Origin of the sequence: Helicobacter pylori, assembly GCF_016755635.1 — a bacterium.
Classification (GTDB): Bacteria; Campylobacterota; Campylobacteria; order Campylobacterales; family Helicobacteraceae; genus Helicobacter; species Helicobacter pylori_CQ.
This window is the reverse complement of sequence record NZ_CP051500.1, coordinates 1,343,408-1,365,545: the sequence shown is the minus strand read 5'-3', so window position 1 is coordinate 1,365,545 and position 22,138 is coordinate 1,343,408. Positions and strand designations below refer to the sequence as shown.

The 22,138-nt window shown below is 39.7% G+C and carries 22 protein-coding genes; 11 read left to right on the top strand and 11 right to left on the bottom strand.

The window, feature by feature from the left end:
* Positions 1-12: 12 nt before the first annotated feature.
* The 3 genes from HG567_RS06475 to HG567_RS06465 are packed head-to-tail and all read left to right on the top strand — an operon-like array spanning position 13 to position 2,928.
* Complete coding sequence (locus tag HG567_RS06475; RefSeq protein ID WP_202163764.1) at positions 13-1,221, top strand: phosphoglycerate kinase; 1,209 nt, start codon at positions 13-15, stop codon at positions 1,219-1,221.
* Between the two features lie 15 nt (positions 1,222-1,236).
* Entirely contained in the window at positions 1,237-2,193 is a 957-nt protein-coding gene (gene corA / locus HG567_RS06470) for a magnesium/cobalt transporter CorA (RefSeq protein WP_000248511.1), read from the top strand.
* Between the two features lie 6 nt (positions 2,194-2,199).
* Positions 2,200-2,928 carry a TerC family protein gene (locus HG567_RS06465; protein WP_128078752.1) on the top strand — a complete coding sequence of 243 codons (729 nt, stop codon included), beginning with the start codon at positions 2,200-2,202 and terminating at the stop codon, positions 2,926-2,928.
* A 143-nt stretch (positions 2,929-3,071) separates the two neighbouring features.
* Here HG567_RS06465 and hopM read toward each other — a convergent pair whose 3' ends face one another.
* The 4 genes from hopM to exbB form a co-directional block, all read right to left on the bottom strand.
* Complete coding sequence (hopM, locus tag HG567_RS06460) at positions 3,072-5,153, bottom strand: Hop family outer membrane protein HopM/HopN (protein ID WP_272928325.1); 2,082 nt, start codon at positions 5,151-5,153, stop codon at positions 3,072-3,074.
* Between the two features lie 187 nt (positions 5,154-5,340).
* Positions 5,341-6,186 (bottom strand): energy transducer TonB family protein, encoded by an 846-nt coding sequence (locus tag HG567_RS06455; protein WP_202163763.1) that lies wholly within the window; start codon positions 6,184-6,186, stop codon positions 5,341-5,343.
* A complete protein-coding gene (exbD, locus tag HG567_RS06450; RefSeq protein ID WP_000836345.1) occupies positions 6,152-6,541 on the bottom strand; it encodes a TonB system transport protein ExbD in 390 nt (129 codons plus the stop codon). The genes HG567_RS06455 and exbD overlap by 35 nt, the downstream gene beginning before the upstream one ends.
* Positions 6,538-6,975, bottom strand: coding sequence for a TonB-system energizer ExbB (gene exbB, locus HG567_RS06445; protein ID WP_000508568.1), 438 nt, complete (start codon positions 6,973-6,975; stop codon positions 6,538-6,540). Before exbB ends, exbD begins: the two co-directional genes overlap by 4 nt.
* Before the next feature lie 324 nt (positions 6,976-7,299).
* Between exbB and nikR the strand changes: the two genes are divergently transcribed.
* Together nikR and nadD are read left to right on the top strand one after the other, a co-directional pair.
* A complete protein-coding gene (nikR, locus tag HG567_RS06440; RefSeq protein WP_000380770.1) occupies positions 7,300-7,746 on the top strand; it encodes a nickel-responsive transcriptional regulator NikR in 447 nt (148 codons plus the stop codon).
* Positions 7,739-8,254: a nicotinate (nicotinamide) nucleotide adenylyltransferase gene (gene nadD, locus HG567_RS06435; RefSeq protein WP_202140251.1), complete on the top strand. Its 516-nt coding sequence runs from the start codon at positions 7,739-7,741 to the stop codon at positions 8,252-8,254. The genes nikR and nadD overlap by 8 nt, the downstream gene beginning before the upstream one ends.
* On the opposite strand, the gene HG567_RS06430 is transcribed toward nadD, so the two are convergent.
* Complete coding sequence (locus HG567_RS06430) at positions 8,251-9,012, bottom strand: J domain-containing protein (RefSeq protein ID WP_202163762.1); 762 nt, start codon at positions 9,010-9,012, stop codon at positions 8,251-8,253. The genes nadD and HG567_RS06430 overlap by 4 nt on opposite strands.
* Positions 9,013-9,150: 138 nt before the next feature.
* Between HG567_RS06430 and mnmA the strand changes: the two genes are divergently transcribed.
* Positions 9,151-10,179: a tRNA 2-thiouridine(34) synthase MnmA gene (gene mnmA, locus HG567_RS06425; protein ID WP_202163761.1), complete on the top strand. Its 1,029-nt coding sequence runs from the start codon at positions 9,151-9,153 to the stop codon at positions 10,177-10,179.
* Between the two features lie 63 nt (positions 10,180-10,242).
* On the opposite strand, the gene HG567_RS06420 is transcribed toward mnmA, so the two are convergent.
* Positions 10,243-10,929 carry an NYN domain-containing protein gene (locus HG567_RS06420; RefSeq protein ID WP_121086933.1) on the bottom strand — a complete coding sequence of 229 codons (687 nt, stop codon included), beginning with the start codon at positions 10,927-10,929 and terminating at the stop codon, positions 10,243-10,245.
* Between the two features lie 201 nt (positions 10,930-11,130).
* Positions 11,131-12,261 (bottom strand): hypothetical protein, encoded by a 1,131-nt coding sequence (locus tag HG567_RS06415; RefSeq protein ID WP_202139552.1) that lies wholly within the window; start codon positions 12,259-12,261, stop codon positions 11,131-11,133.
* A 125-nt stretch (positions 12,262-12,386) separates the two neighbouring features.
* On the opposite strand from HG567_RS06415, the gene dnaJ reads away from it, so the two are divergent.
* Genes dnaJ through HG567_RS06400 form a run of 3 tightly spaced genes read left to right on the top strand, consistent with a single transcriptional unit; the run spans position 12,387 to position 14,543 of the window.
* Positions 12,387-13,496 carry a molecular chaperone DnaJ gene (gene dnaJ / locus HG567_RS06410; protein WP_202139551.1) on the top strand — a complete coding sequence of 370 codons (1,110 nt, stop codon included), beginning with the start codon at positions 12,387-12,389 and terminating at the stop codon, positions 13,494-13,496.
* 10 nt (positions 13,497-13,506) lie between these two features.
* Positions 13,507-14,193 (top strand): azaleucine resistance protein AzlC, encoded by a 687-nt coding sequence (gene azlC, locus HG567_RS06405; RefSeq protein WP_202139550.1) that lies wholly within the window; start codon positions 13,507-13,509, stop codon positions 14,191-14,193.
* Positions 14,187-14,543, top strand: a complete 357-nt coding sequence (locus tag HG567_RS06400; protein ID WP_202139549.1) for a branched-chain amino acid transporter permease — start codon at positions 14,187-14,189, stop codon at positions 14,541-14,543. The genes azlC and HG567_RS06400 overlap by 7 nt, the downstream gene beginning before the upstream one ends.
* On the opposite strand, the gene HG567_RS06395 is transcribed toward HG567_RS06400, so the two are convergent.
* From HG567_RS06395 to crdA, 4 genes are read right to left on the bottom strand one after another with little or no spacing between them, the layout of a single operon-like run.
* Positions 14,524-17,631, bottom strand: a complete 3,108-nt coding sequence (locus HG567_RS06395; RefSeq protein ID WP_202163760.1) for an efflux RND transporter permease subunit — start codon at positions 17,629-17,631, stop codon at positions 14,524-14,526. The two genes, HG567_RS06400 and HG567_RS06395, sit on opposite strands and share 20 nt — an antisense overlap.
* On the bottom strand, positions 17,632-18,657 hold the full coding sequence (locus HG567_RS06390; protein WP_202163759.1) for an efflux RND transporter periplasmic adaptor subunit: 1,026 nt from the start codon (positions 18,655-18,657) through the stop codon (positions 17,632-17,634).
* A complete protein-coding gene (gene crdB / locus HG567_RS06385; RefSeq protein ID WP_202139546.1) occupies positions 18,654-19,892 on the bottom strand; it encodes a copper resistance outer membrane protein CrdB in 1,239 nt (412 codons plus the stop codon). The genes HG567_RS06390 and crdB overlap by 4 nt, the downstream gene beginning before the upstream one ends.
* 4 nt (positions 19,893-19,896) lie before the next feature.
* Positions 19,897-20,274, bottom strand: coding sequence for a copper resistance determinant CrdA (gene crdA / locus HG567_RS06380; protein WP_127987792.1), 378 nt, complete (start codon positions 20,272-20,274; stop codon positions 19,897-19,899).
* 174 nt (positions 20,275-20,448) lie between these two features.
* Between crdA and fumC the strand changes: the two genes are divergently transcribed.
* Positions 20,449-21,840, top strand: coding sequence for a class II fumarate hydratase (gene fumC / locus HG567_RS06375; RefSeq protein WP_202163758.1), 1,392 nt, complete (start codon positions 20,449-20,451; stop codon positions 21,838-21,840).
* A gap of 21 nt (positions 21,841-21,861) precedes the next feature.
* On the top strand, positions 21,862-22,113 hold the full coding sequence (locus tag HG567_RS06370) for a hypothetical protein (RefSeq protein ID WP_202163757.1): 252 nt from the start codon (positions 21,862-21,864) through the stop codon (positions 22,111-22,113).
* Positions 22,114-22,138: the final 25 nt, after the last annotated feature.

The window sequence follows — 22,138 nt, the reverse complement described above, 5'->3', positions numbered from 1 at the left end:
AAAGGATTTTTCATGTTAGCTAAAATGTCGTTTATGCAAAATGTTAAAAACATTCAAGAAGTGGAAGTGGGCCATAAAAGGGTGCTTATTAGAGTGGATTTTAATGTGCCTTTAGATGAAAATTTGAATATTACCGATGACACGCGCATTAGAGAGAGCTTGCCTACCATCCAATTTTGTATTGACAATAAGGCTAAAGATATAATTCTAGTGAGTCATTTGGGCCGCCCTAAAGGGGTTGAAGAAAAATTGAGCTTAAAGCCTTTTTTGAAACGCCTTGAAAGACTCTTAAACCATGAAGTGGTTTTTTCTCAAAATATCGCGCAACTCAAGCAAGCCTTAAACGAAAACGCGCCCACAAGGATTTTTCTTTTAGAAAACATCCGCTTTTTAAAGGGTGAAGAAGAAAATGATGAGAATCTGGCTAAGGATTTAGCGGGCTTGTGCGATGTGTTTGTGAATGACGCTTTTGGCACGAGCCACAGAAAGCATGCCAGCACTTATGGCACCGCCAAATTCGCCCCTATTAAAGTGAGCGGGTTTTTACTCAAAAAAGAAATTGATTCGTTTTATCAAGCGTTTAACCACCCTTTACGCCCTTTATTGTTGATTGTGGGGGGGGCTAAGGTCAGCTCCAAACTCACCTTGTTAAAAAACATTTTAGATCTCATTGACAAGCTCATTATTGCCGGGGCGATGAGCAACACCTTCTTAAAAGCCTTAGGTTATGATGTGCAAGATTCTTCTGTAGAAGACGCCCTAATCAATGACGCCCTAGAGTTATTAAAAAGCGCGAAAGAAAAAAAAGTCAAAGTCTATTTGCCCATAGACGCTGTAACCACTGATGATATTCTTAACCCCAAACACATCAAAATTTCACCCGTCCAAGACATTGAGCCTAAACACAAGATCGCTGATATAGGGCCTGCGAGCGTGAAATTATTCTCTGAAGTCATAGAGAGCGCGCCCACGATCATATGGAATGGCCCCTTAGGCGTGCATGAAAAGCAAGAATTTGCTAGAGGCACAACCTTTTTAGCCCACAAAATCGCTGACACTTACGCTTTCTCGCTCATTGGTGGGGGCGATACCATTGATGCGATCAACCGCGCGGGCGAAAAGGATAACATGAGTTTTATTTCCACCGGTGGGGGAGCGAGTTTGGAATTATTAGAGGGCAAGATTTTACCTTGTTTTGAGGTTTTGGATAAACGCCATTAACTCTAAGGATCGCTTATGGTGAATGTGTTTTTCAAACAGCAAAAATTTGTCATTAAAAAACGCTTTAATGATTTTAATGGTTTTGATATAGAAGAAAATGAAGTTTTATGGTTTGAATTAATCAACCCTACGCCCAATGAATTAGCCACTCTAAGTCAAGAATACGCTATCCACTACAACACAGATCATTCCCAACGAGTCTCATCAGTTACCAAATATTGGGAAGACAGCTCCAGCGTTACGATCAACGCCTTTTTCACCAACCAGGATGAAAATGAGACTTTCCACACGGAAATGGCGACCTTTATTTTGTCTAATAACATTCTTTTCACGATTTATTACGGGACTTTAGAAATCTTTGATTCTATCCAAAAAAAGGTTTTGGCTAGCCCTAAAAAATTTGAAGACGGGTTTGATATTCTAACCAAAATCTTTGAAGTGTATTTTGAAAAAGGCGTGGAATGTTTGGAGTGGATCAACAAACAAACGAGCCTGTTGCGCAAAAACATCATTTTCAAAGAAACTTCTACGCATGATGATATTTTAGTGCGCTTGTCCAATTTGCAAGAATTTAATGTGGCTTTAAGGGATTCCTTTTTTGACAAACGGCGCATTATCACCGCATTACTAAGGAGCAATAAAGTGGATAGCGATACTAAAAATAATTTAAATATCATTTTAACCGATTTTAGCTCTTTGGTGGAGTCTACAACGGTCAATCTCAACTCGCTTGATAACATTCAAAACCTGTTCGCTTCTCAAGTCAATGTGGAGCAAAATAAAATCATCAAGCTCTTCACTGTGGCGACCATGGCGATGATGCCCCCCACATTGATTGGCACGATTTATGGCATGAATTTTAAATTCATGCCGGAGTTAGAATGGCAATACGGGTATCTTTTCGCGCTGATTGTCATGGCGATCTCTACGATTTTGCCTGTGCTCTATTTTAAAAAGAAAGGCTGGTTGTAGCCTTTTATGGAATTTTTATCCTCACTCTTAGACGCTCTTTCTACACCGCATGGCATAGTCTCCTTGGCTACGCTCACGCTTTTAGAGATCGTTCTAGGGATTGATAATATCATTTTTATCACGGTGATGGTCTATAAACTCCCCAAACACCAGCAAAATAAGGCCATGATTTTAGGCTTGGGCTTAGCGATGATCGCTCGTATAGGGCTTTTAGGGAGCTTGTTTTTTATCAGCCATTTGCAAAAGCCTTTATTCACTATAGCGGGCATGAGCTTTTCATGGCGTGATGTGGTGCTGCTTGTAGGGGGGGCGTTTTTGGCTTTTAAAGCGTTAGCGGAATTAAAAGAGCAGATCTACCCTAAAGAAAAACACCAAGAAAAAGCGTTTAGCTTTTTCATCACTTTAATAGAAATCATGTTTTTAGACATTGTCTTTTCTTTAGACTCCGTGATCACGGCTATTGGGATCGCTAAACACCTAGAAGTCATGGCGCTTGCTATTATTTTATCTGTAATCGTGATGATGTTTTTTTCCAAAATCGTTGGCGATTTTATTGAAAGGCATTATCGCATCAAAACTTTAGCCTTTGTGTTTTTGCTCGTTGTGGGCGTGTTTTTGTTTTTAGAAGGCTTGCATTTGCATGTTGATAAAAATTATTTGTATGCGGGTATTGGTTTTGCCTTGCTCATAGAATGCTTGAATATTTTCATAGAAAAGAAAATGAAAAAAAGTTAAAAAGCGTTTTTTAAAAATAAAATTAAAGGAGTTATTTGTAAAAGGCTTTCATGCTTTTATGAATAACCAAATTTTAATCAAAATTCATAAGCGCATAGGGGCATTTCGCAATGAAACCCCCTTAAAAAGAGAATTTGCGCCACTTAGTAAGCAAACACATAATTGAGGAAAAGGCTATACATCCTTCTGTATTCTAGTTTGGCGCCCATGAAAGAATAGTAGCTTGTGTTGATCGTGGGGATTTTAAAACCTAGTTCAATGCCATGCTGAGCGGCATGATCGCTGTCTTTTTTCTTAGGCCTAGCGAGATTCATTCTCAAGCCTAGATTGAATAAAAATTGGAAATTAGAAGTGCTGACATTAGCGTTATAAATGCCATTCATCATGGTCAAATTCACTTGTTGGGAATTAAGCCACGAAGTCCCGGCTAGTGCAAAGCCACCAAAAAGCCCCACAGAAAGCTTGTTATTCTTGCCTAAAAAGTTGGTGTTTTTATCGTTGATGAAGTTATAAAGCGCATCCATTCCCACCCCATAAGTCCACACATCAGAAGCGGAGTTAAAAAAATTAGATTTGATATAAGCATGGTTGTAATCAAAAAAGCCGTAATACCTTAACCCCCAATTCCTTTTTTTGCCAAAGAATTGTTTGTAGCCCACTTGCACGCCAATCCCGTTCATCGCGCCGTTATTGTTTTGGTAGTCAATCACGCCGATGCGCCTAAAGGGGTTTTTGCCTAATTCTTGCGTGATGGTTTGGAGTTGGTTGTATTTGTTGGTATCCAAAGAATAAGTGAGCAAACCTTCTGGGGAATTAGGGTTTTGAGTGGAATGCGTCATGTTTTGAAGAGACTTGGCGTTAGGCAAGTGAGAGATACCGCTATTGATCGCTTTTGAGTCTTTATTCAGGGTATTAAGGGCTTCTTTAAAATTCAAAATGGTTTGAGCCAAAGCCCTATCCTGATTGACCTGGTTGCCATAATAAGCGGTGTGTTGCTCTAAGGAATTGAGAGTCTCTTTCACAAACGCACAGCCTGAACCCCAAGTGTTATTAGTGATCACACCAGCCGATCCTGCTTTACATTCTTCTAAATCCCCTTGAATAGGCCCTTGAATGCTGTGGAAATTGTCCGCAACTTGCTTAGCTAAACCTAAAATCTCTGCTTGAGCTTCAGCTCTATTGAGCATTTCTTGAGCGAATTGCTTATTTTTAGAAGTGTAGGGGTTGAAATTGTTGGGTTGCGTGATTTGGGCGTTTTCATTAGCGTTAAGCTGTTGGGTTTTTGCTAGGGCTATTTGAGCGTTTTTGATCATCTCGTTAATAGCGTTAAAAGAAGGGCCAAAAATATCCATCACATTCCCAGGCGTAGAACTCAACCCCCACGCTTTACCGCCATTGCTCGTTTGCACATGCGGGTTTTGAGTAATAAGGACTTGCATGATAGTGGCGGCTTGTTGCAAAAGGTATTCAGCGTTATTGTTGTATGTCAATTGTATTGTAGGCGAGAATGATGCTCCGCCTGAATAAGAGGTTGGGATCTGTTTCCCATTCTCTGTATAATAATGCTCTATGATATTGTTTTGTGCAGTGGTTCTATAATTGGTTTGTTGTATGTTGACTACCCCTGTTTTGGTGGTGTCATTCAAGGCAGGCATCCCGCCTCCTTGGTTTTGGTTTAAAGCGGTTTGGATAATTTGATAAGCTTGGTTGAGTTTTTGGTATTCATCAATGGATAGAATGCCATTAGGGCCTGTCCCGTATGCTTGATTGCAAGTGGTGGTGGTCCCATTAAGGGCTGGTGTGTTACCAAACGATTGATAGCTTTGATTGTTGGTAGGGCCAGGGCCACAGCCAATAAAAAGGGCTATGACTTGCCACATGCCCACAGCGGCATTGAGCGCTAAAGCTACAGCTTGATAGGCGGGAGAAGTGGTGGTAGCGCTAGTGAGATTGATCGCGCTTGAGCTTAGATTGTCAATCGCACCGGTAATCGCACTGGGCGTGCTGGCTAGATTGACTAAAGAGTTAAGGTAGTTGTATTGGTTTAAAAGGTTGCTCAAATTATCGTATTTGTCCGCAAGGTTTTGCAATGCTCCTGTGTTTTTCACTTTTTGAACCGCTTCACCGATCTGATAGCCCACGCTCATGTAAAATCCATCGTCTTCAGCCCTTGATAATGAGAGCATGAGAGAAAGAGAGAGCAAGAGGGATTTTTTGATTTTCATGTTTTCTCCTTTTAATAGATTTTTCTTTGATACAAAGAAACTTCATATTATAAGCAATAAATGGAATTTTAACTAATTTTAGTGCCAAATTTTAGAGATTTTGTTTTTTTTTTTTTGTAAAAATTGGGAAAAATGGGGATTTTGACCCGGTTTTTAAGGCTTGAATCGCCCTTAAAAGAAAGGCTAGCTAGTCTTCTTTCAAGCTATAAGCGATAGGGATTTTTAGATGCACGGTTTCGTCTGGTTTAGGGAATAGATGCGCCGCGCTTTTAATGGCCTCTAAAGCCGCATGGTTTAAAATATCTGTCGTGTTGCTTTTGACGACTTTAATGTCCGTAACGCTCCCATCAGGATTGATCACAAAGCTCACCAACACTTCGCCCTCAATGCCCCTAATTTGTGCCATTTTAGGGTAGCGGTTCTTAGAAGAAATAGCGGTTTGGATCTTCATTAAAAATTCGTTGCTCACCCCTGGGTTATACGCTTGAGCTTCAGAAGTTGCACCCTCAGAGGTTTTGTTAGACTCTTCTTGCTTGTCTTTTTCTTTGACTATATCTTTAGTCGTTACTTGTTTAGGAGCGCTCTTTTCTTTAGCTTCCTCTTTAGCTTCTTCTTTTTTGGGTTCTTCTTTAGGCTCTTCTTTTTTAACCTCTTCAACTTTAGGCTCAGGCTTAGGCTCTGGTTTTGATTCAGGCTTGGGTTTTGGTTTTGGTTTGGGTTTGGGTTTAGGCTTAGGTTTAGGCTTTGTTACCTCTTTTTTGGGTTCTTCTTTTTTTGGCTCTTCTTTCTTGGGTTTTTCTTTAGGCTCTTCTTTGGGTTTAGCCGACTCAGCATTAGTCTTTGTATTGGAATTAGTGTTAATGCTGGCTAAACTCATGGTAACCTTAGTGGTCCCAGCTTGCGCTAAAGGCTCTGGGGCGTCTTCGTGCAGTAAAAAATAGCCAAACCCTATAGCGTATAGGGCAAAAGAAATTAAAAAGCTAACACTCGTTGAAACTTTACTGAGCTTGCGTGGAGATGGAGAAATTTTCATGATTATGCTCTTTTAAAATATCCATAATACTGATAAAAGTTTCAAAACGAGAGCTTTTGTCGCTTTTTAAATCTATAAGGGTTTTAGGGTCTGTTTGCTTGACTACAGCGCTCAAAGCTTCTAAATTCGTCGGTTTGTCATCTACGAAAATATTGTCATGCTCATCCACAGAGATGACCACCACTTTTTGATCGTTTGACTGCGTTTTTTCAGCGTTTTTAGCGTTAGGGAGATTGACTTTAATCTTACCTTGCGCGATAAAAGTAGAAATGCTTAGCACAATCGCTAGCAAAACGAGCATAATATCAATGAAAGGGACAACATTCAGCCCATCGCCTCTTCTGATGCTTTTCATTTTTTCATGATCCTGAATTTTTCACTCAAAACATCAGATTTTCTCAACAAGCTATTATAAGCGATCAAAGTGGGAATCGCCACAGCAAGCCCTAGAGCGGTCGCTTTTAAAGCTAAAGACAAACCTACCATGATCGTTTTAGCGTCCATCCCGCCGCTCATGCCCATGTCATAGAAAATCACCATAATCCCTAAAACCGTCCCCAATAAGCCCACATAAGGCGCGTTAGAAAAAATCACATAGAGAATGGTTAGATTCTTGGTTAAATCCAAATTTAAAGCATCTATATCGTCATAAGCCTTCAAATCGACTTTAGAATAAAAAATAACCCTTTCAATCACAAACCACAAAGCTAAAAAACTGGCCACGCCAAGCACCGCAAAAACAAATATGTCCACATAATCTTTCAACATTCCCACTGAAAAACCGCCCATAAAAACTCCTTGTCTATGATAAAACAATTCCCTTAAGATTAAAGCAACATGCGATACAGCCACGCTAAAGAGCATGCACTCTTTAAGAAGCATTCGTTCGCATAAACGCTCCAAAATGATAAAGGAATGTTGGTTTGTTGATTATATTGTTTTAATAATAACAAGTCAATGATGATTAAGCTAATAATTACAATCAAATTCAAACGCTCTTATGACCAATTATTTAAATCCAATCTGTATTATAATTGTTCATTTTAAATTAATTCAATCATACTAGCATGGGCGGCTTTTAACAGACTCATGCCAAAAAAGGATTTTTCTCAAATGGATACACCCAATAAAGACGATTCAATCATCCGCTTTTCGGTTTCTTTGCAACAAAATTTATTAGATGAATTGGACAACCGCATCATTAAAAACGGCTATTCTTCTCGCTCAGAATTAGTGCGCGACATGATCAGAGAAAAATTAGTAGAAGACAATTGGGCAGAAGATAACCCTAATGATGAGGGTAAAATCGCCGTGCTTGTGGTGATTTATGATCACCACCAAAGGGAATTGAACCAGCGCATGATAGACATTCAGCATGCCAGCGGGACGCATGTTTTATGCACCACTCATATTCACATGGACGAGCATAATTGTTTGGAGACGATTATTTTACAAGGCAATTCGTTTGAAATCCAACGCTTGCAATTAGAAATCGGGGGGCTTAGGGGGGTTAAATTCGCTAAATTGACTAAGGCGTCTAGCTTTGAATACAATGAATAGCGTCTTAAAATACAAAGAATTAGCGCTCTATGGAGGGAGTTTTGATCCCCTGCACAAGGCTCATTTAGCCATTATTGAGCAAACTTTAGAATTATTGCCATTCGTTCAGCTCATTGTCTTACCCGCTTATCAAAACCCTTTCAAAAAGCCATGTTTTTTGGACGCAAAAACCCGTTTTAAGGAATTAGAAAGAGCTTTAAAGGGAATGCCTAGGGTGCTATTGAGCGATTTTGAAATCAAGCAAGAAAGGGCTGTGCCTACGATAGAAAGCGCGCTTCATTTTCAAAAACTCTATCGCCCTAAAACGCTTTATTTAGTCATAGGGGCGGATTGCTTGAGGCACCTTTCTTCTTGGACTAACGCTAAAGAGCTTTTAAAAAGGGTGGAATTAGTGGTTTTTGAAAGGATTGGCTATGAAGAGATCCAATTTAAGGGACATTATCACCCTTTAAAGGGCATTGACGCGCCGATTTCTTCTAGCGCGATTAGGGCTAGTTTAGGGGTTTAGGCGTGTTTTTTAATGTGGCGATACGCCTCTTGAATGATAGCGAAGCGTTTGGCATAAAGAGCCTTTTTTTCTTTGAGATCGCATAAATCAGGGTGGTAGGTTTTAGCCAACTCTAAATAGCGCTTTTTGACTTCGCTGAAATCTTCATGCTTGATGAAACCTAACGCTTTATAGCATTCTCTTAATTTGCGCTCAGCCAAGGTGGTGTAGCTGTCCTTACCAAAGCCATTAGGGTAGATGAAATCTAAGCATGCGTTATGGACGATTCTATTTTCATTGAGCGTTACAATGAGTTCCCAAAAACGCTCTGAATCGCCTCTTATATGCAATTCATCTTGGGTTTCCAAAAACACATAGCCGCTAAATTTCTGGCGTAAAAACCGCTTAGCGATAGGGTGCTTGGTGATAAAAAGCGCGTATTCTGCCCCAAAGGTTAAAACTTTCACCTCTATTTTTTCTAAAAGCGTGTTTTGAGCCATGATTTTGATGCGTATGGGCAAGCGGCTTTTTTGTAAAATCTCTTCTAAAGAATGTTGGCTAATATCTTTCTCATGCGCGCATTCAAGGGCATGATAGACCCAATTAAGCAAGTAGTTTTTTTTAAAGCATTCCGTGTCGTTTAAGATGAGTAGCGATGAAGAGAGCATGTGGCACTGGCTGAAATGCTTTTTGGCGTAGTGTAAAACTTTTTTCAATAAAGGGTGGTTGTTAGGGAGAGCGATTTGCGTGAATCTGGCTAACAATTCAATTTTGGCCATTGCCCTTATTTTCTCCATGCGTTTTGATGCGATTTTTAAAAATCTTTAGGTATTTTAGCATGCCAATGGTTAAAAAAGGTGGTTATGAATGGTTTTTGCGCTAGACTACGAGCCATAACTCATAATGAAAGATTAAAAATGAAAATAGCGGTATTACTCAGTGGAGGGGTGGATAGCTCTTATAGCGCTTATAGCTTAAAAGAGCAAGGGCATGAATTAGTGGGGATTTATTTAAAACTCCATGCGAGTGAAAAAAAACATGATTTATACATCAAAAACGCTCAAAAAGCGTGCGAGTTTTTAGGCATTCCTTTAGAGGTGTTGGATTTTCAAAAGGATTTTAAAAGCGCGGTTTATGATGAATTTATCAACGCTTATGAAGAAGGGCAAACCCCCAACCCATGCGCGTTGTGCAACCCTTTAATGAAATTTGGGCTAGCTTTAGATCACGCTTTACAATTAGGGTGTGAAAAGATCGCTACCGGGCATTACGCGAGGGTCAAAGAAATTGACAAAATAAGTTATATTCAAGAGGCTTTGGATAAAACTAAAGATCAGAGCTATTTTTTATACGCTTTAGAGCATGAAGTTATCGCTAAATTGGTGTTCCCTTTAGGGGATTTGTTAAAAAAGGATATTAAGCCTTTAGCCTTGAGTGCGATGCCTTTTTTAGGCACTTTAGAGACTTATAAGGAATCTCAAGAAATTTGCTTTGTGGAAAAAAGCTACATTGACACTTTAAAAAAGCATGTTGAAGTGGAAAAAGAGGGCGTGGTGAAAAACCTACAAGGCGAAATCATCGGCACGCATAAGGGCTATATGCAATACACGATTGGCAAACGCAAAGGCTTTAGTATTAAAGGCGCGTTAGAGCCGCATTTTGTGGTGGGGATTGACGCTAAAAAGAACGAGTTGATTGTGGGCAAAAAAGAAGATCTCGCCACGCATTCGCTTAAGGCTAAAAACAAATCTTTAATGAAAGATTTTAAAAGCGGCGAATATTTTATCAAGGCTCGTTACAGGAGCGTGCCTGCTAAAGCGTTTGTGAGTTTAAAAGATGAGGTGATTGAAGTGGAGTTTAAAGAGCCTTTTTATGGCGTGGCTAAAGGGCAAGCCTTAGTGGTTTATAAAGATGACATCTTGCTTGGCGGGGGCGTGATTGTTTAAAAACTAAAGAACTAAGAGATACGCCTTTTGGCAGTCTCTTAATGTTTTATCGAATAGGCGTTATTATTGTTGTTTAAATTGTGGCAACCTAGTGGTCAAATAATCAATATGTTCTTTTAGATCCTCTCTAATATGATTTCCCATAGGATCAAGAGTGAAAATGATACCTTCAACTCGAGCAAGTTTTGAAGCAGGGACAAAATCGCTATCACCAGAAATTAAAACGATTTTTTGCACTAATTTTTTCAACGCTAAAGTGGCTATATCAAGTCCTATCTTTATATCAACGCCCTTTTGCTTTGCGTGATAGATAAAATCATCATTTTGAAATTCCTCTATACTTATTCTCCTGTTAAAAAGTTTCTTTTCTTTTTCTTGGTCACGAATGACCCATCTGGCATTTTTCTCGTCAAGGTACCCCAACCTTAACGCCAAGCAAGGTTTGGAAATTAAGTGTTCGTGTAACTCTTCCCTTTCTTTATAGGTTGGGCTTTTGGATAGATCTAGAGCTTTTTGAGTGTATGGATAATGAGCCTTTTTCTTTAATGGCTTGCAATCGTAAAAAAATATGCGGTATAGTTCTTCATCATTCTTTTTATTGATATGCTTTAGGCAATAAGTATGAGTATGGTGTGCTAATTTTTTTGGGTTAAGACCTTCATACTTGTCACTAGACTGCTTTTTAAGATGAGATTTGTAGCATCTTATAAAAAAGTCTCCATCCACAAGTATAGCTACTTTTTTTGACATTCTTAAATCCTAAGTAATATAAGGAAAGCTCCGCTCCTTTCAACATGTCAGTGTTGAAAAAAGGAACGGATAAAAATATCTAGGGTTCGCACTTGTATTCTATGGGTTCACAAGGGTCGTGGGATCTCCTAATAAAAGAGATCCTTCCTAGAAGTTATGCTCTTATTTTACTCTAATTGTTTTTGCTTGTCAAATATTGTCTTACTCTCGCTTAAAATTTTCAAAGCTAGGGAATCCATGCGGATCTAAGCGGATGTTTTTAATAAGAGCTTTTTCATTGCTCAAATCACCGCTCAAATTGGAGGGCTTTTTAGTCTGTTGTTGGGCTAAAAGGGCTAAAACTTTGGCGTTTAACGCCATGGTTTCATTCAAAAACGCCATTTGCTCACTCAATTCGCTTAAAAATTCTACATTCAAGGTTTTTAGCGTATGCTCGTAATTGGCTAAGATTAGAGCATGCTTTTCTTTATTATCTTTAGCGTTTTTTAATTCTTTGTCTCGCTCTATCAGGGCGTTTTGGTAGCGTTGGCGCAATTGGTTGGCGCATGATTTCAGGTTTTCTTTATCGCATAAAAAATGCGTTTTTAAAGTTTCTAGGCGTTTTTCTAAGGGCAAAAAGGTTTTTAGGGCGTCTTCTTTGGCTTGGATCTGGCTTTGAAGCTTGTTTTTAAATTTTTTCAAACGCATGGCTTTATAGGCTTGAAAGTCATGGTTTTTAAGAGCGTTGTATTCTAGGGTTTTGTTATGGGATTGTTGGTTATGGGCTTGGTTTTCTAAAACTTGATCGCATAAGGCGTTTAAAGCGCTCATCAAATCCAATCGTGAGAGCAAACGGGCGAGCTTGGGCTCTTTGAGTAAGAAAAGGGCGTTGTTTTGCTCTTGGACTTCTAAAGCGTTTGAAGCCTCTTCTAAATTCTTAACGCCGCTCAAATAGGGGCAATGCTCTTGCAAAAAAAGCGTTTGGGATTCTTCTATTAAGCGTTCTTGCTCCATCCCCTCTTTTAAGCGTTTTTCTAAAGCTTGTAATTTTTCTAATTCCAAAGCGCTTTGTTTCAATAGCGCATCAGTATCCATAAGGCGGATTTGGCTGGCGTTAAAAAAACGCCTCTGGCTATTTAGGGTGCTGTTAGCTTTTTTGATTTCTTTAAGCTGATCTTGGTTGTTGGAAAGCACGCTTTGATAGATTCTTAAACTTTCATTGAGTTTATAAAGCATGTCTGAAAGCTGTTCGTTAGAGCGCGAGAGTTTGGCGTTAGTTTGAGAATCAAAAGTCATCATTATCTGTGCGTTTGAAAAGGTTAGAAAAAATAAGAAAAGGCAAAAAAATCTCATGGGGTTATCTTTAATTATTATAGTTTCATCGTGTTATTTTATCTAAGTTTTGGCATGCATAAAAACACGCAAAATTATCGCTTTTAAGATAAAATAAGCGTTTTGATGCCATTTTTGGAGCGATCGTGGAATTGAGTTATTATGAAATTTTAGAAGTGGAAAAACACAGCAACCAAGAGACCATTAAAAAGTCTTACAGAAAGCTGGCTTTAAAATACCACCCGGACAGAAACGCCGGCGATAAAGAAGCCGAAGAAAAGTTCAAGCTCATCAATGAAGCCTATGGGGTATTAAGCGATGAAAAGAAGCGGGCCTTATACGATAGGTATGGTAAAAAAGGCTTAAACCAAGCCGGCTCAAACCAGGGCGATTTTTCTGATTTTTTTGAAGATTTAGGCTCGTTTTTTGAGGACGCTTTTGGGTTTGGTGCTAGGGGAGGTAAAAGGCAAAAAAGCGCTATCGCGCCGGATTATTTGCAAACCATTGAATTGAGTTTTAAAGAGGCGGTTTTTGGCTGTAAAAAAACCATTAAAGTCCAATACCAGAGCGTTTGTGAGAGTTGCGATGGCACAGGCGCTAAAGACAAAGCCCTAGAAACTTGCAAGCAATGCAACGGGCAGGGGCAGGTGTTTATGCGTCAAGGTTTTATGAGTTTTGCGCAAACTTGTGGGGCGTGTAAAGGCAAGGGCAAAACCATTAAAACCCCATGCCAAGCGTGTAAGGGTAAAACCTACATCCTTAAAGATGAAGAAATTGATGCGATGATCCCTGAGGGCATTGATGATCAAAACCGCATGGTGCTTAAAAATAAAGGCAATGAATACGAGAAGGGGAAAAGAGGGGATTTGTATTTAGAAGCGCGAGTCAAAGAAGATGAGCATTTCAAGCGCGAAGGCTGTGATTTATTCATTGAAGCGCCGGTATTTTTCACCACTATCGCTTTAGGGCATACGATTAAAGTGCCGTCTTTAAAAGGGGACGAACTGGAATTAAAAATCCCCAGAAACGCCAAAGACAGGCAGACTTTTGCGTTTAGAAATGAGGGCGTGAAACACCCGGAAAGCTCTTATAGAGGGAGTTTGATCGTGGAATTGCAAGTGATTTATCCTAAAAGTTTGAATAAAGAGCAGCAAGGGTTATTGGAAAAGTTGCATGCGAGTTTTGGTTATGAGGGCGAGCCGCATAAAAGCGTTTTAGAAACTTGTATTTCTAAAATTAAAGACTGGTTCAAATGAAAGGTTGTTGATGCATGATTTTCTAAAAGCTTTAAAAGACGCTTTCCCTCATACCATTTCTATCTTTTTAGGGTATTTGCTTATGGGAATGACTTTTGGGGTGCTTTTAGTCCAGCAAGGGTATGATTATAGAGTCGCCCTGTTCATGTCGTTATTCATCTACGCTGGGGCGGTGCAATTTGTAGCGATCACGCTTTTAAGCACGCAAGCGAGCTTGATGAATGTCGTTATTGTGAGCTTGTTGGTGAATGCGAGACAGACTTGTTATGCGCTTTCTATGCTAGAGAGATTTAAAAACACCCAATGGCGTTTGCCCTATTTAGCGCATGCGCTCACGGATGAAACCTTTGCTCTATTGAATTTATACGCTCCTAAAGAGGGGGTTAGTGAAAAAGACTTTATTTTTAGCATTTCCTTACTCAACCACTCTTATTGGATTTTTGGCTCGTTGGTGGGTTCGTTGGTGGGAACGCATTTTTCTTTTGACACTCAAGGCATGGAATTTGTGATGACAGCGATTTTTATCGTGCTGTTTATGGAGCAATACAAACGAAACGCAAACCACAAAAACGCATGGCTTGGGATTATTATTGCGGTTGTTTGTTTGGCGCTCTTTGGGACTGAATACTTTTTGCTCATCGCTTTGGTTTTAATGGTGCTTGCCCTCATTTTGTTTAGAAAGCAGTTAGAATGTTAATGCATTCTATACTCATTCTTTTAGTCATCATAATAACGACTTATTTTACGCGCATTTGGCCTTTTATGGTATTTAACGCTAAAAACCCTCCCAACGACTTTGTGCGTTATTTGGGTAGGGCTTTATCATGTTCAGTGATAGGCATGCTCGTGGTTTATTGTTTTAAAGACATTCAAATTTTAAAACCCCCTTATGGGATCAATGAAATCATCGCTTTTTTATCCGTTATCCTTTTGCACCGCATTTTTAAGGTGTTTGTTTTAAGCATCACGCTCCCTACCATTCTTTATATGGTTTTAGTCCAAAGCCATGTATTAGAAAAGGCTTTTTTTAATATTCATGTTTCCTAACCCTAGCGTTTTTAATCACAAAATACGCCGTAGGGATAATAAAAAGCGTTAAAACAACGCTGCTTATCATGCCCCCTAGCATGGGCGCGGCGATGGATTTCATGATTTCACTTCCTGTGCCATGGCTATACATGATCGGAATGAGTGAAGCTAAAATGCTAAAAAAGGTCATCAGCTTGGGCCTTACCCTAAGCACCGCCCCATGCATGATAGCTTCTTTTAAGGCGGTAGTCGTTTGCTCTTTTAAGGGGGTTTTGATGAATTTTTGAAACGCATCCTCTAAATAAATAATCATCACAATAGCCGTTTCGCTCGCTACCCCTAAAAGGGCCAAAAAGCCCACTAACGCCGCCACACTCATGTTAAATCCCATGAGATTCATAAAAATCAACCCCCCCAAAAACGCAAAAGGCAGAGTGAAAAAGCATAGCAAGGAATTGGTGAGATTCTTTAACGCAAAGACAATTAAAATAAAAATGATAAAAACGCTCACCGGCACGATGTATTGTAAGGCTTTAAACGCTTCTTCTAAATACTGGCTTTCGCCGCTAAATTCATAATAATACCCGTTAGGCAATTGGATTTTTTCTAGCGCTTTTATTGCTAGTTGTCTGTAAGCATCAGAGCTGATACCATTTTGCGGCACAATATAAATAAAATTCACATTCAAGCCCTTTTCGCTCTTTAACACCGCCGGCGAGTTGTCGTAATAGATGCGGGCTAACTCCCTTAAGGGCATGTAATTGTAAGCGGTTTTGATGTAGAGGTTTTTTAATTTTTCAATGGTGTTTCTTTCGGTGTCTTCTAAGCGTAAGGAAATAGGGTAGCTTTCTACGCCTTTAATCATGGTAGTGAGCGTGGCTCCGCCTAGAGCGAATTTAATCGCATCTAACACGGCGTTTTTATTGATGCCATAACGAGCCAGATTTTCATCGTTCAAATCCAGCGTGATGTAGTAACCGTTATTGGATCGCTCGGCAAAGACGGATAAACTCTCTTTTAGGGTTTTGAGCTGTTGCTCCATAAGGATCGCTAATTCTTGTAATTTGTCCGTGTCATTACCATAGAGCTTGATGCCTAGGGGCGTTCTAATGCCGGTTAAGAGCATGTCCGTTCTGCCACGAATGGGGTAAGTCCATGAATTAGTCAAGCCTTTTAATTGTAGGGTTTTTTCTAACTTATCCCTAACTTCTTTATAACTGAGCTTTTCTTTCCATTCGTTTTTTGGCTTTAACTCAATGTAGGTTTCTATCATGCTCAAGCCGGCGGCATCGGTGCTGGTGTTAGCGCGCCCCATTTTACCAAAAACCTGTTTGACAAAATCCAATCGCTTGATAGCGGCATTACTTTTTTTCAAGTATTCTAAAGCGGTATCAATGCCCACGCCATTAATGGTTACAGGCATATACATGATTACCCCTTCATTGATTTGGGGGATAAATTCCCAGTTGAGTTTTTTGTATGATATATACAAGCCCCCTAGACCCACAACGCTCGCTATCAAAAAAGCGTATCTGAACTTAAGCACAACCTTCAAACTCACGCCATAAATTTTCATGAAAAAAGCGTTAATGGGGTTTTTAGACTCTTCTAAAATCCGCCCTTTAATGAGCCATACCATTAAAATAGGGACTATCGTAATAGAAAGTAGCGCTCCCACTAGCATGGCAAAGGTTTTGGTGTAAGCTAAAGGGGCAAAAAGCTTTTCTTCTTGGCCGGTGAGCGCAAAAATTGGCAAGAAAGAAACCACAATGATCATTAAAGCAAAAAATATCGCGCCCCCCACATGCTTAACCCCTTGCATGATGGCATTGACCCTTTGGATATTGTCTTTCGTATCAATGCGTTGCAAATGCTTGTGAGCGTTCTCCACCATCACAATCGCCGCATCCACCATCGCCCCTATAGCGATCGCAATGCCCCCCAAACTCATGATACTCGCTTCAATATTGAAATAACGCATGAGCAAGAAACTGATGCACACGCTTAAAGGCAGAGTGATGATCACCACTAAAGCGCTCCTGAAATGCAGTAAGAAAATCGCAATAATGACTAACACAATCGCGCTTTCTTCTATGAGCGTGTGAATCAAATTGTCAATGCCTTTTTCAATCAATTCGCTCCTGTCATACACGCTTGTGATTTTCACATCAGGGTTACTCGCTTGTAAGGTGGCGATTTTTTCTTTAATGGCTTTAAGCACCTTATAAGTGTCAGCGTGATAGCGCACCATGACAATCCCGCCCACCACTTCCTTATTACCATTGAGATTAGCTGCTCCTCTGCGTGGTTTTGGAACTAGTCTCACGCTGGCTATATCTTTAATCTTTAAAGGGATAGCCCCTTCTTTTTTAATGACAATTTCTTCTAAATCTTTTAGAGATTGGATATAGCCATGCGATCTTATGATTTTTTCAAACCCGTTTTCTAAAATAACCCCCCCACCGGTATCGTTATTGGAATTTTTAATCGCGTTAGCGACTTGCTCTAAACTCAAGTTATAACGGATCAAAGAATCGTTTTGAAGCGTTACTTCATAATCCTTCACAAAGCCCCCCACGCTTGCGACCTCACTCACCCCATCAACCCCCAAAAGTGCATAGCGGTAATAGAAATCTTGCAAGACTTTCAGATCGCTTAAATTCTTGCTATCGCTAGATAATGCGTATTGATACGCCCAGCCAATAGAAGTGGAATCGCTCCCTATTTCCACTTTAGCGTCCTTAGGCAAATTGAGCGCTCTGTTTAATTGCTCTAAAACCCTATCTCTAGCCCAATACAAATTGACGCCGTCTTTAAAAATGATGTAAATCAGGCCGCTTTCATAACTAGAAATCCCCCTAACCGTGTCAATGTTAGCGATGCTCATGAAAGTAGAAACTAGCGGGTAAGTAACCTGCTCTTGCACGATTTTAGGGCTTTGATTGGGGTAAGTGATTTGCACAACCACTTGAGCGGGGCTTAAATCTGGCAAAGCGTCTAAACGAACGCTTTTTATCGCCCACAAAGAGGCTAAAAAAATGAGCAGAGTGACTAAAGTGGTAAGGAGTTTGTTTTTAACGCTTAAATCAATGATTTTTTCTATCATTCAATAATCCCCATTGTTTTGAGCGTCAGCGTCTAGCACGAATAAAGCGTTATTAGCCACTTCTTCGCCCGCCTCTAAACCCTCTAAAATTTCATAACTCCCATCGCTCAAGCGGACGGCTTTAATTTCTAACGGGCTTAAGCCAAAATCATCTTTTTTAAACACGATAGCTTTCCCCCCTTTAATCAAAACCGCTTCTTTAGGCAAAATCTTCATTTTTTGTGGTTTTTGAAAGATTTCTACTTGAGCGAACATGTTAGGGTAATAAAGCAATTTAAGATTAGGCACATTGAAGCGCGCTTCTAGCATTTTATCTTGCGCATTTATGATGGGGTTGATGTTTTCAAGCGTGATTGCTTGCTTGCCTTTAACCCCCTCTACGAACAAAATCGCTTGATGCGTGTTTTTTAAAAACTCTAAATCCTCTTGATTGACTTTAACAAGCGCCCACAATCGGCTTAAATCTATGATCTGAAACAGCTCCTGCCCTTTTTTAATGAAACTCCCCTCATTGAGATCCGGGCTTTTTTTAAAAATAACGCCACTGAAACGAGAGTAAATAGTCATTTCATTTTGAACCTTGTGGCTGCTGATGATTTTTTCAATGCTAAAGTTTTCTAGCCCTAATAGTTTGAGTTTTTCTTTAATCGCTCCCACTTGTTGGTTGAATTTCAATGATGATAACAACTCGCTTTGAACGCCCGCTAATTCAGGGGAATACACGCTCAATAACCTATCGCCCTTTTTAATGGGGGTATAGGTTTTATTCGCATAAAGCTTTTCCACATAGCCATCAAAACGCAGGGTTTGAGAAAAAATCAGCGCTTCATTAGGCTCTAAAATCGCGTAATAGCGCCGGCTTTGAGAAAATTCTTTTTCTATGACCTTAGTGGTGGAAATATTAAAACGGGTTTGGCTTTTAGCTTCTTTAGTTTTTTTAGTCTCTTGAGTTTCTTTAATTTCTTGAGCGTTAGCGCATGAGAGGCTAAAAAATAAGGTCAGGGCTAACAATAAAAGCCGTTTCATTCTAATCCTTTGAGGTTTTGTAAGGACAAATAAGCGCTATTTAGAGCGCTCAAGGTTTCAAGCTGGGTGATTTGAATGGTGATTTTGTCATTAAAAGCGTTGTAATAAGCGTTGTAATCGCCATTAGATTTCAAGTCAAGTGCATAAATTTGCGCGATTTTTTCATTCTGCTTGATGATTTTATTGATCGCTTCCAAGTTTTTTTGCAAGGTTTCTAATTTTTTAAGGAGTTTTAGGGCCAGGTGGTGCGTTTTGTTTTTGGCGTTTTCCACTTCGCTTTTAAACACTAAGCTTTCTTTTTTCTTTTGCTCCACTAATTTAGCCTGCTTGCCATAAAGAGGCAAGGGGATAGACAAAGCGACGCTAAACATGTCGTAGTTATAGTATTGTTTGGAGCGGAAATAATACACCCCGGTAACATTCACGTCTTCTAAAAAGCTTTTTTTAGCCAAAGTGATGTCTTTTTGCGCTTTTTCTTCATCAAGCCTAGCGATCGCAATATCGTAATTGGTGGCGCTAATGTTATACAACTCTTGCTCTTTATTAAATTCAAAATTTTTAGGGGCAATGCTTAAAAGCTCGTTTTCCTTAAAAGTCAATTCGCCCATGGAATAATGGCTGCTAGAGAGCGCTTCTTCTAAATTGTTTTTTTTGATTTCTAATTGCGATTTTAAAATTTCTAACTTGGCGATCGCTATTAAATCGGGCGAACTGGAATGGTTGGCTTGATAAAGGGTGTTTTCTAAATTTTTAATCGCTGTCTTTAAAAGCTCTATTTCTTGTTGGTTTTTATAGTTTTCAATGCCATTTATCATTAAATTAATCGCTAATTGCTGCTTGGTTTTTTTAAGCTCTAATATCTTTTTTTGCTTTTCTAAATTGATCATTTTAGATTGCGTGAGTTTTTTACCATTTAAATCCACTTTTTGAGACAAACCCAAGCTCATGTTTTGCATTAAGGTGCTATCCAGCCTGAAAAAATCGCTCACGTTAGCGTTGTTATAGCCTAAATACAAAATGGGGTTATCCCACTTGCTAACGGCTTTTTCTTGAGAACTTAAAGCGTCAATTTGCTCTTGTAAGGCTTGTATTTTTTGATTTTTAGAAAGGTATTTAGCCACAAAAGATTGGATCTCTAAATCTTTAGCCAAACTCAAACTAAAAAGCAGTAACAAGGCTGTTAAAAGGCGTATTGAAACGCCCCTTTTATCAAACGCGCTTATAAAAGATAGCATGCGCTTATAAATCCAGGCTGGTTTTAGCGCGATAAACTTTGCCTTCTTTGGATTTAATATCCACCCTAACTTGCCATGTCCCGTTCATAGAAAGATTGGTTTTAGCTTCATAAAGGCCGTTTTTTTCACTCACTTGCGCCATTTCTTTCATCGCTGGCATGCCGGGCATTTCAGGCATCATAAACTGCACCCTAACGATAGCTTTTTCTAAAGCCTTACCTTTTAAAGTGGGGCTGAGTATGAAAGTGTTATCGCCTTTAATGGGGTTACCCACGGATTTGATTTTCACTTCCAAATCATTGGCTTTTAGGGTTTGCTCCCATGCGTTCAAACTCATAACCCCCAACACGCTTATTAAAAATAAAGCGGCTAACTTTTTCATCGTTTTGACCTTTAAATTAAGATAACAAGAAAATTCTTGTTGCGGATGAATGATAGCTTTCTTTTGTGTAAAAATTGTGGAAATTGTTTTTAAAAAAATTAGGGTTTTAAGTAGAAGGTATAAGAGTTTATGCTATTTTTTTAAGGTTTTAAAATCAAATTTCAAAGGATTAGCATGCAATTTAGAATTGAACATGACACGATGGGCGAAATTCAAGTGGATGACAGCCAATACTGGGGGGCTCAAACGCAACGCAGTCTTGAAAACTTTAAAATCGGCACCGAAAAAATGCCTAAAGAACTCATTGGCGCGTTTGCCAAACTCAAAAGGAGCTTGGCGGTTGTTAACCACAAGCTAGGGAAATTAAGCCTGGAAAAATCCCAAGCCATTATCAAGGCGTGCGATTGCATTTTAAAAGGCGAGTTGTGCGGCGAGTTTCCCTTAGCGATATGGCAAACAGGGAGCGGGACTCAAACGAACATGAATCTCAATGAAGTCATTGCCAATAAGGCTACAGAAATTTTAGGGGGTAATTTCAGGGAGAAAAAACTCATCCACCCTAACGATGATGTGAACATGTCTCAAAGCTCTAACGACACTTTCCCTACCGCAATGCATATTGTGAGCGTGCTAGAAATCACGCATAAACTGCTCCCTAGTTTGGAGAATCTGTTAAAGACCTTTAAAGACAAAAGCCAACAATTTAAAGAAATTGTCAAAATCGGGCGCACGCATTTACAAGACGCCACGCCTTTAACTTTGGGGCAAGAATTTAGTGGGTATGCGAGCATGCTAGAGCATTCTAAACAACAAATTTTAGAGAGTTTGGAGCATTTAAGGGAATTAGCCATAGGCGGGACTGCCGTAGGCACAGGGCTAAACGCTCATAAAGAATTGAGTGAAAAAGTGGCTGAAGAATTGAGCCAGTTTAGCGGCGTGAAATTCATCTCTGCGCCCAATAAATTCCACGCGCTCACTAGCCATGACGCTATCGCTTATGTGCATGGGGCTTTTAAGGCTTTAGCGGCGAATTTAATGAAAATCGCTAACGATATTAGATGGCTTGCGAGCGGGCCGCGCTGTGGTTTGGGCGAGCTTAATATCCCTGAAAACGAGCCGGGCAGCTCTATTATGCCCGGTAAAGTCAATCCCACGCAATGCGAAGCGATGACCATGGTGGCCGTGCAAGTGATGGGGAATGATACCGCTATTGGCATTGCGGCCAGTCAGGGTAATTTTGAATTGAATGTGTTCAAGCCGGTGATCATTTATAATTTCTTGCAAAGTTTAAGGCTGTTGAGCGACAGCATGGAAAGTTTTAATACCCATTGTGCGAGCGGTATTGAGCCTAATAAAGAAAAAATTGATTATTACTTGCACCATTCTTTGATGCTAGTAACCGCCCTAAACCCGCATGTAGGCTATGAAAACGCCGCTAAAATCGCTAAAAACGCCCACAAAAAAGGCATTTCTCTAAAAGAAAGCGCGCTGGAACTGAAACTCTTGAGCGCTGAAGATTTTGACCAATTCGTGGTGCCTGAAAAGATGATCGGGCCTAAGGCTTGAAACCTTGGGTGGGCGCGTGAGATGAATCCTGAAAAAGCCACTCATAGCAAAGAGATTCGTAAGATCTTAAAAGAGGCGTTGCATGACAATAAAGATTTGAATCTTTATTTGGAATCTGGAAGCAAGCACGTCAAGCTAACTAGTGGGGCGCATCATTTGACTATCCCCTCATCGCCAAGCGACAGAAAAAGCGTGAAAAACTTTGAAAAAGAATTAACAGAGTTTATTAAGAAGATAAGAGAAAACAGGATAACGCATGAAGCGCATGAGTAGGGATTTTATACCGGTTGGGTTGCGT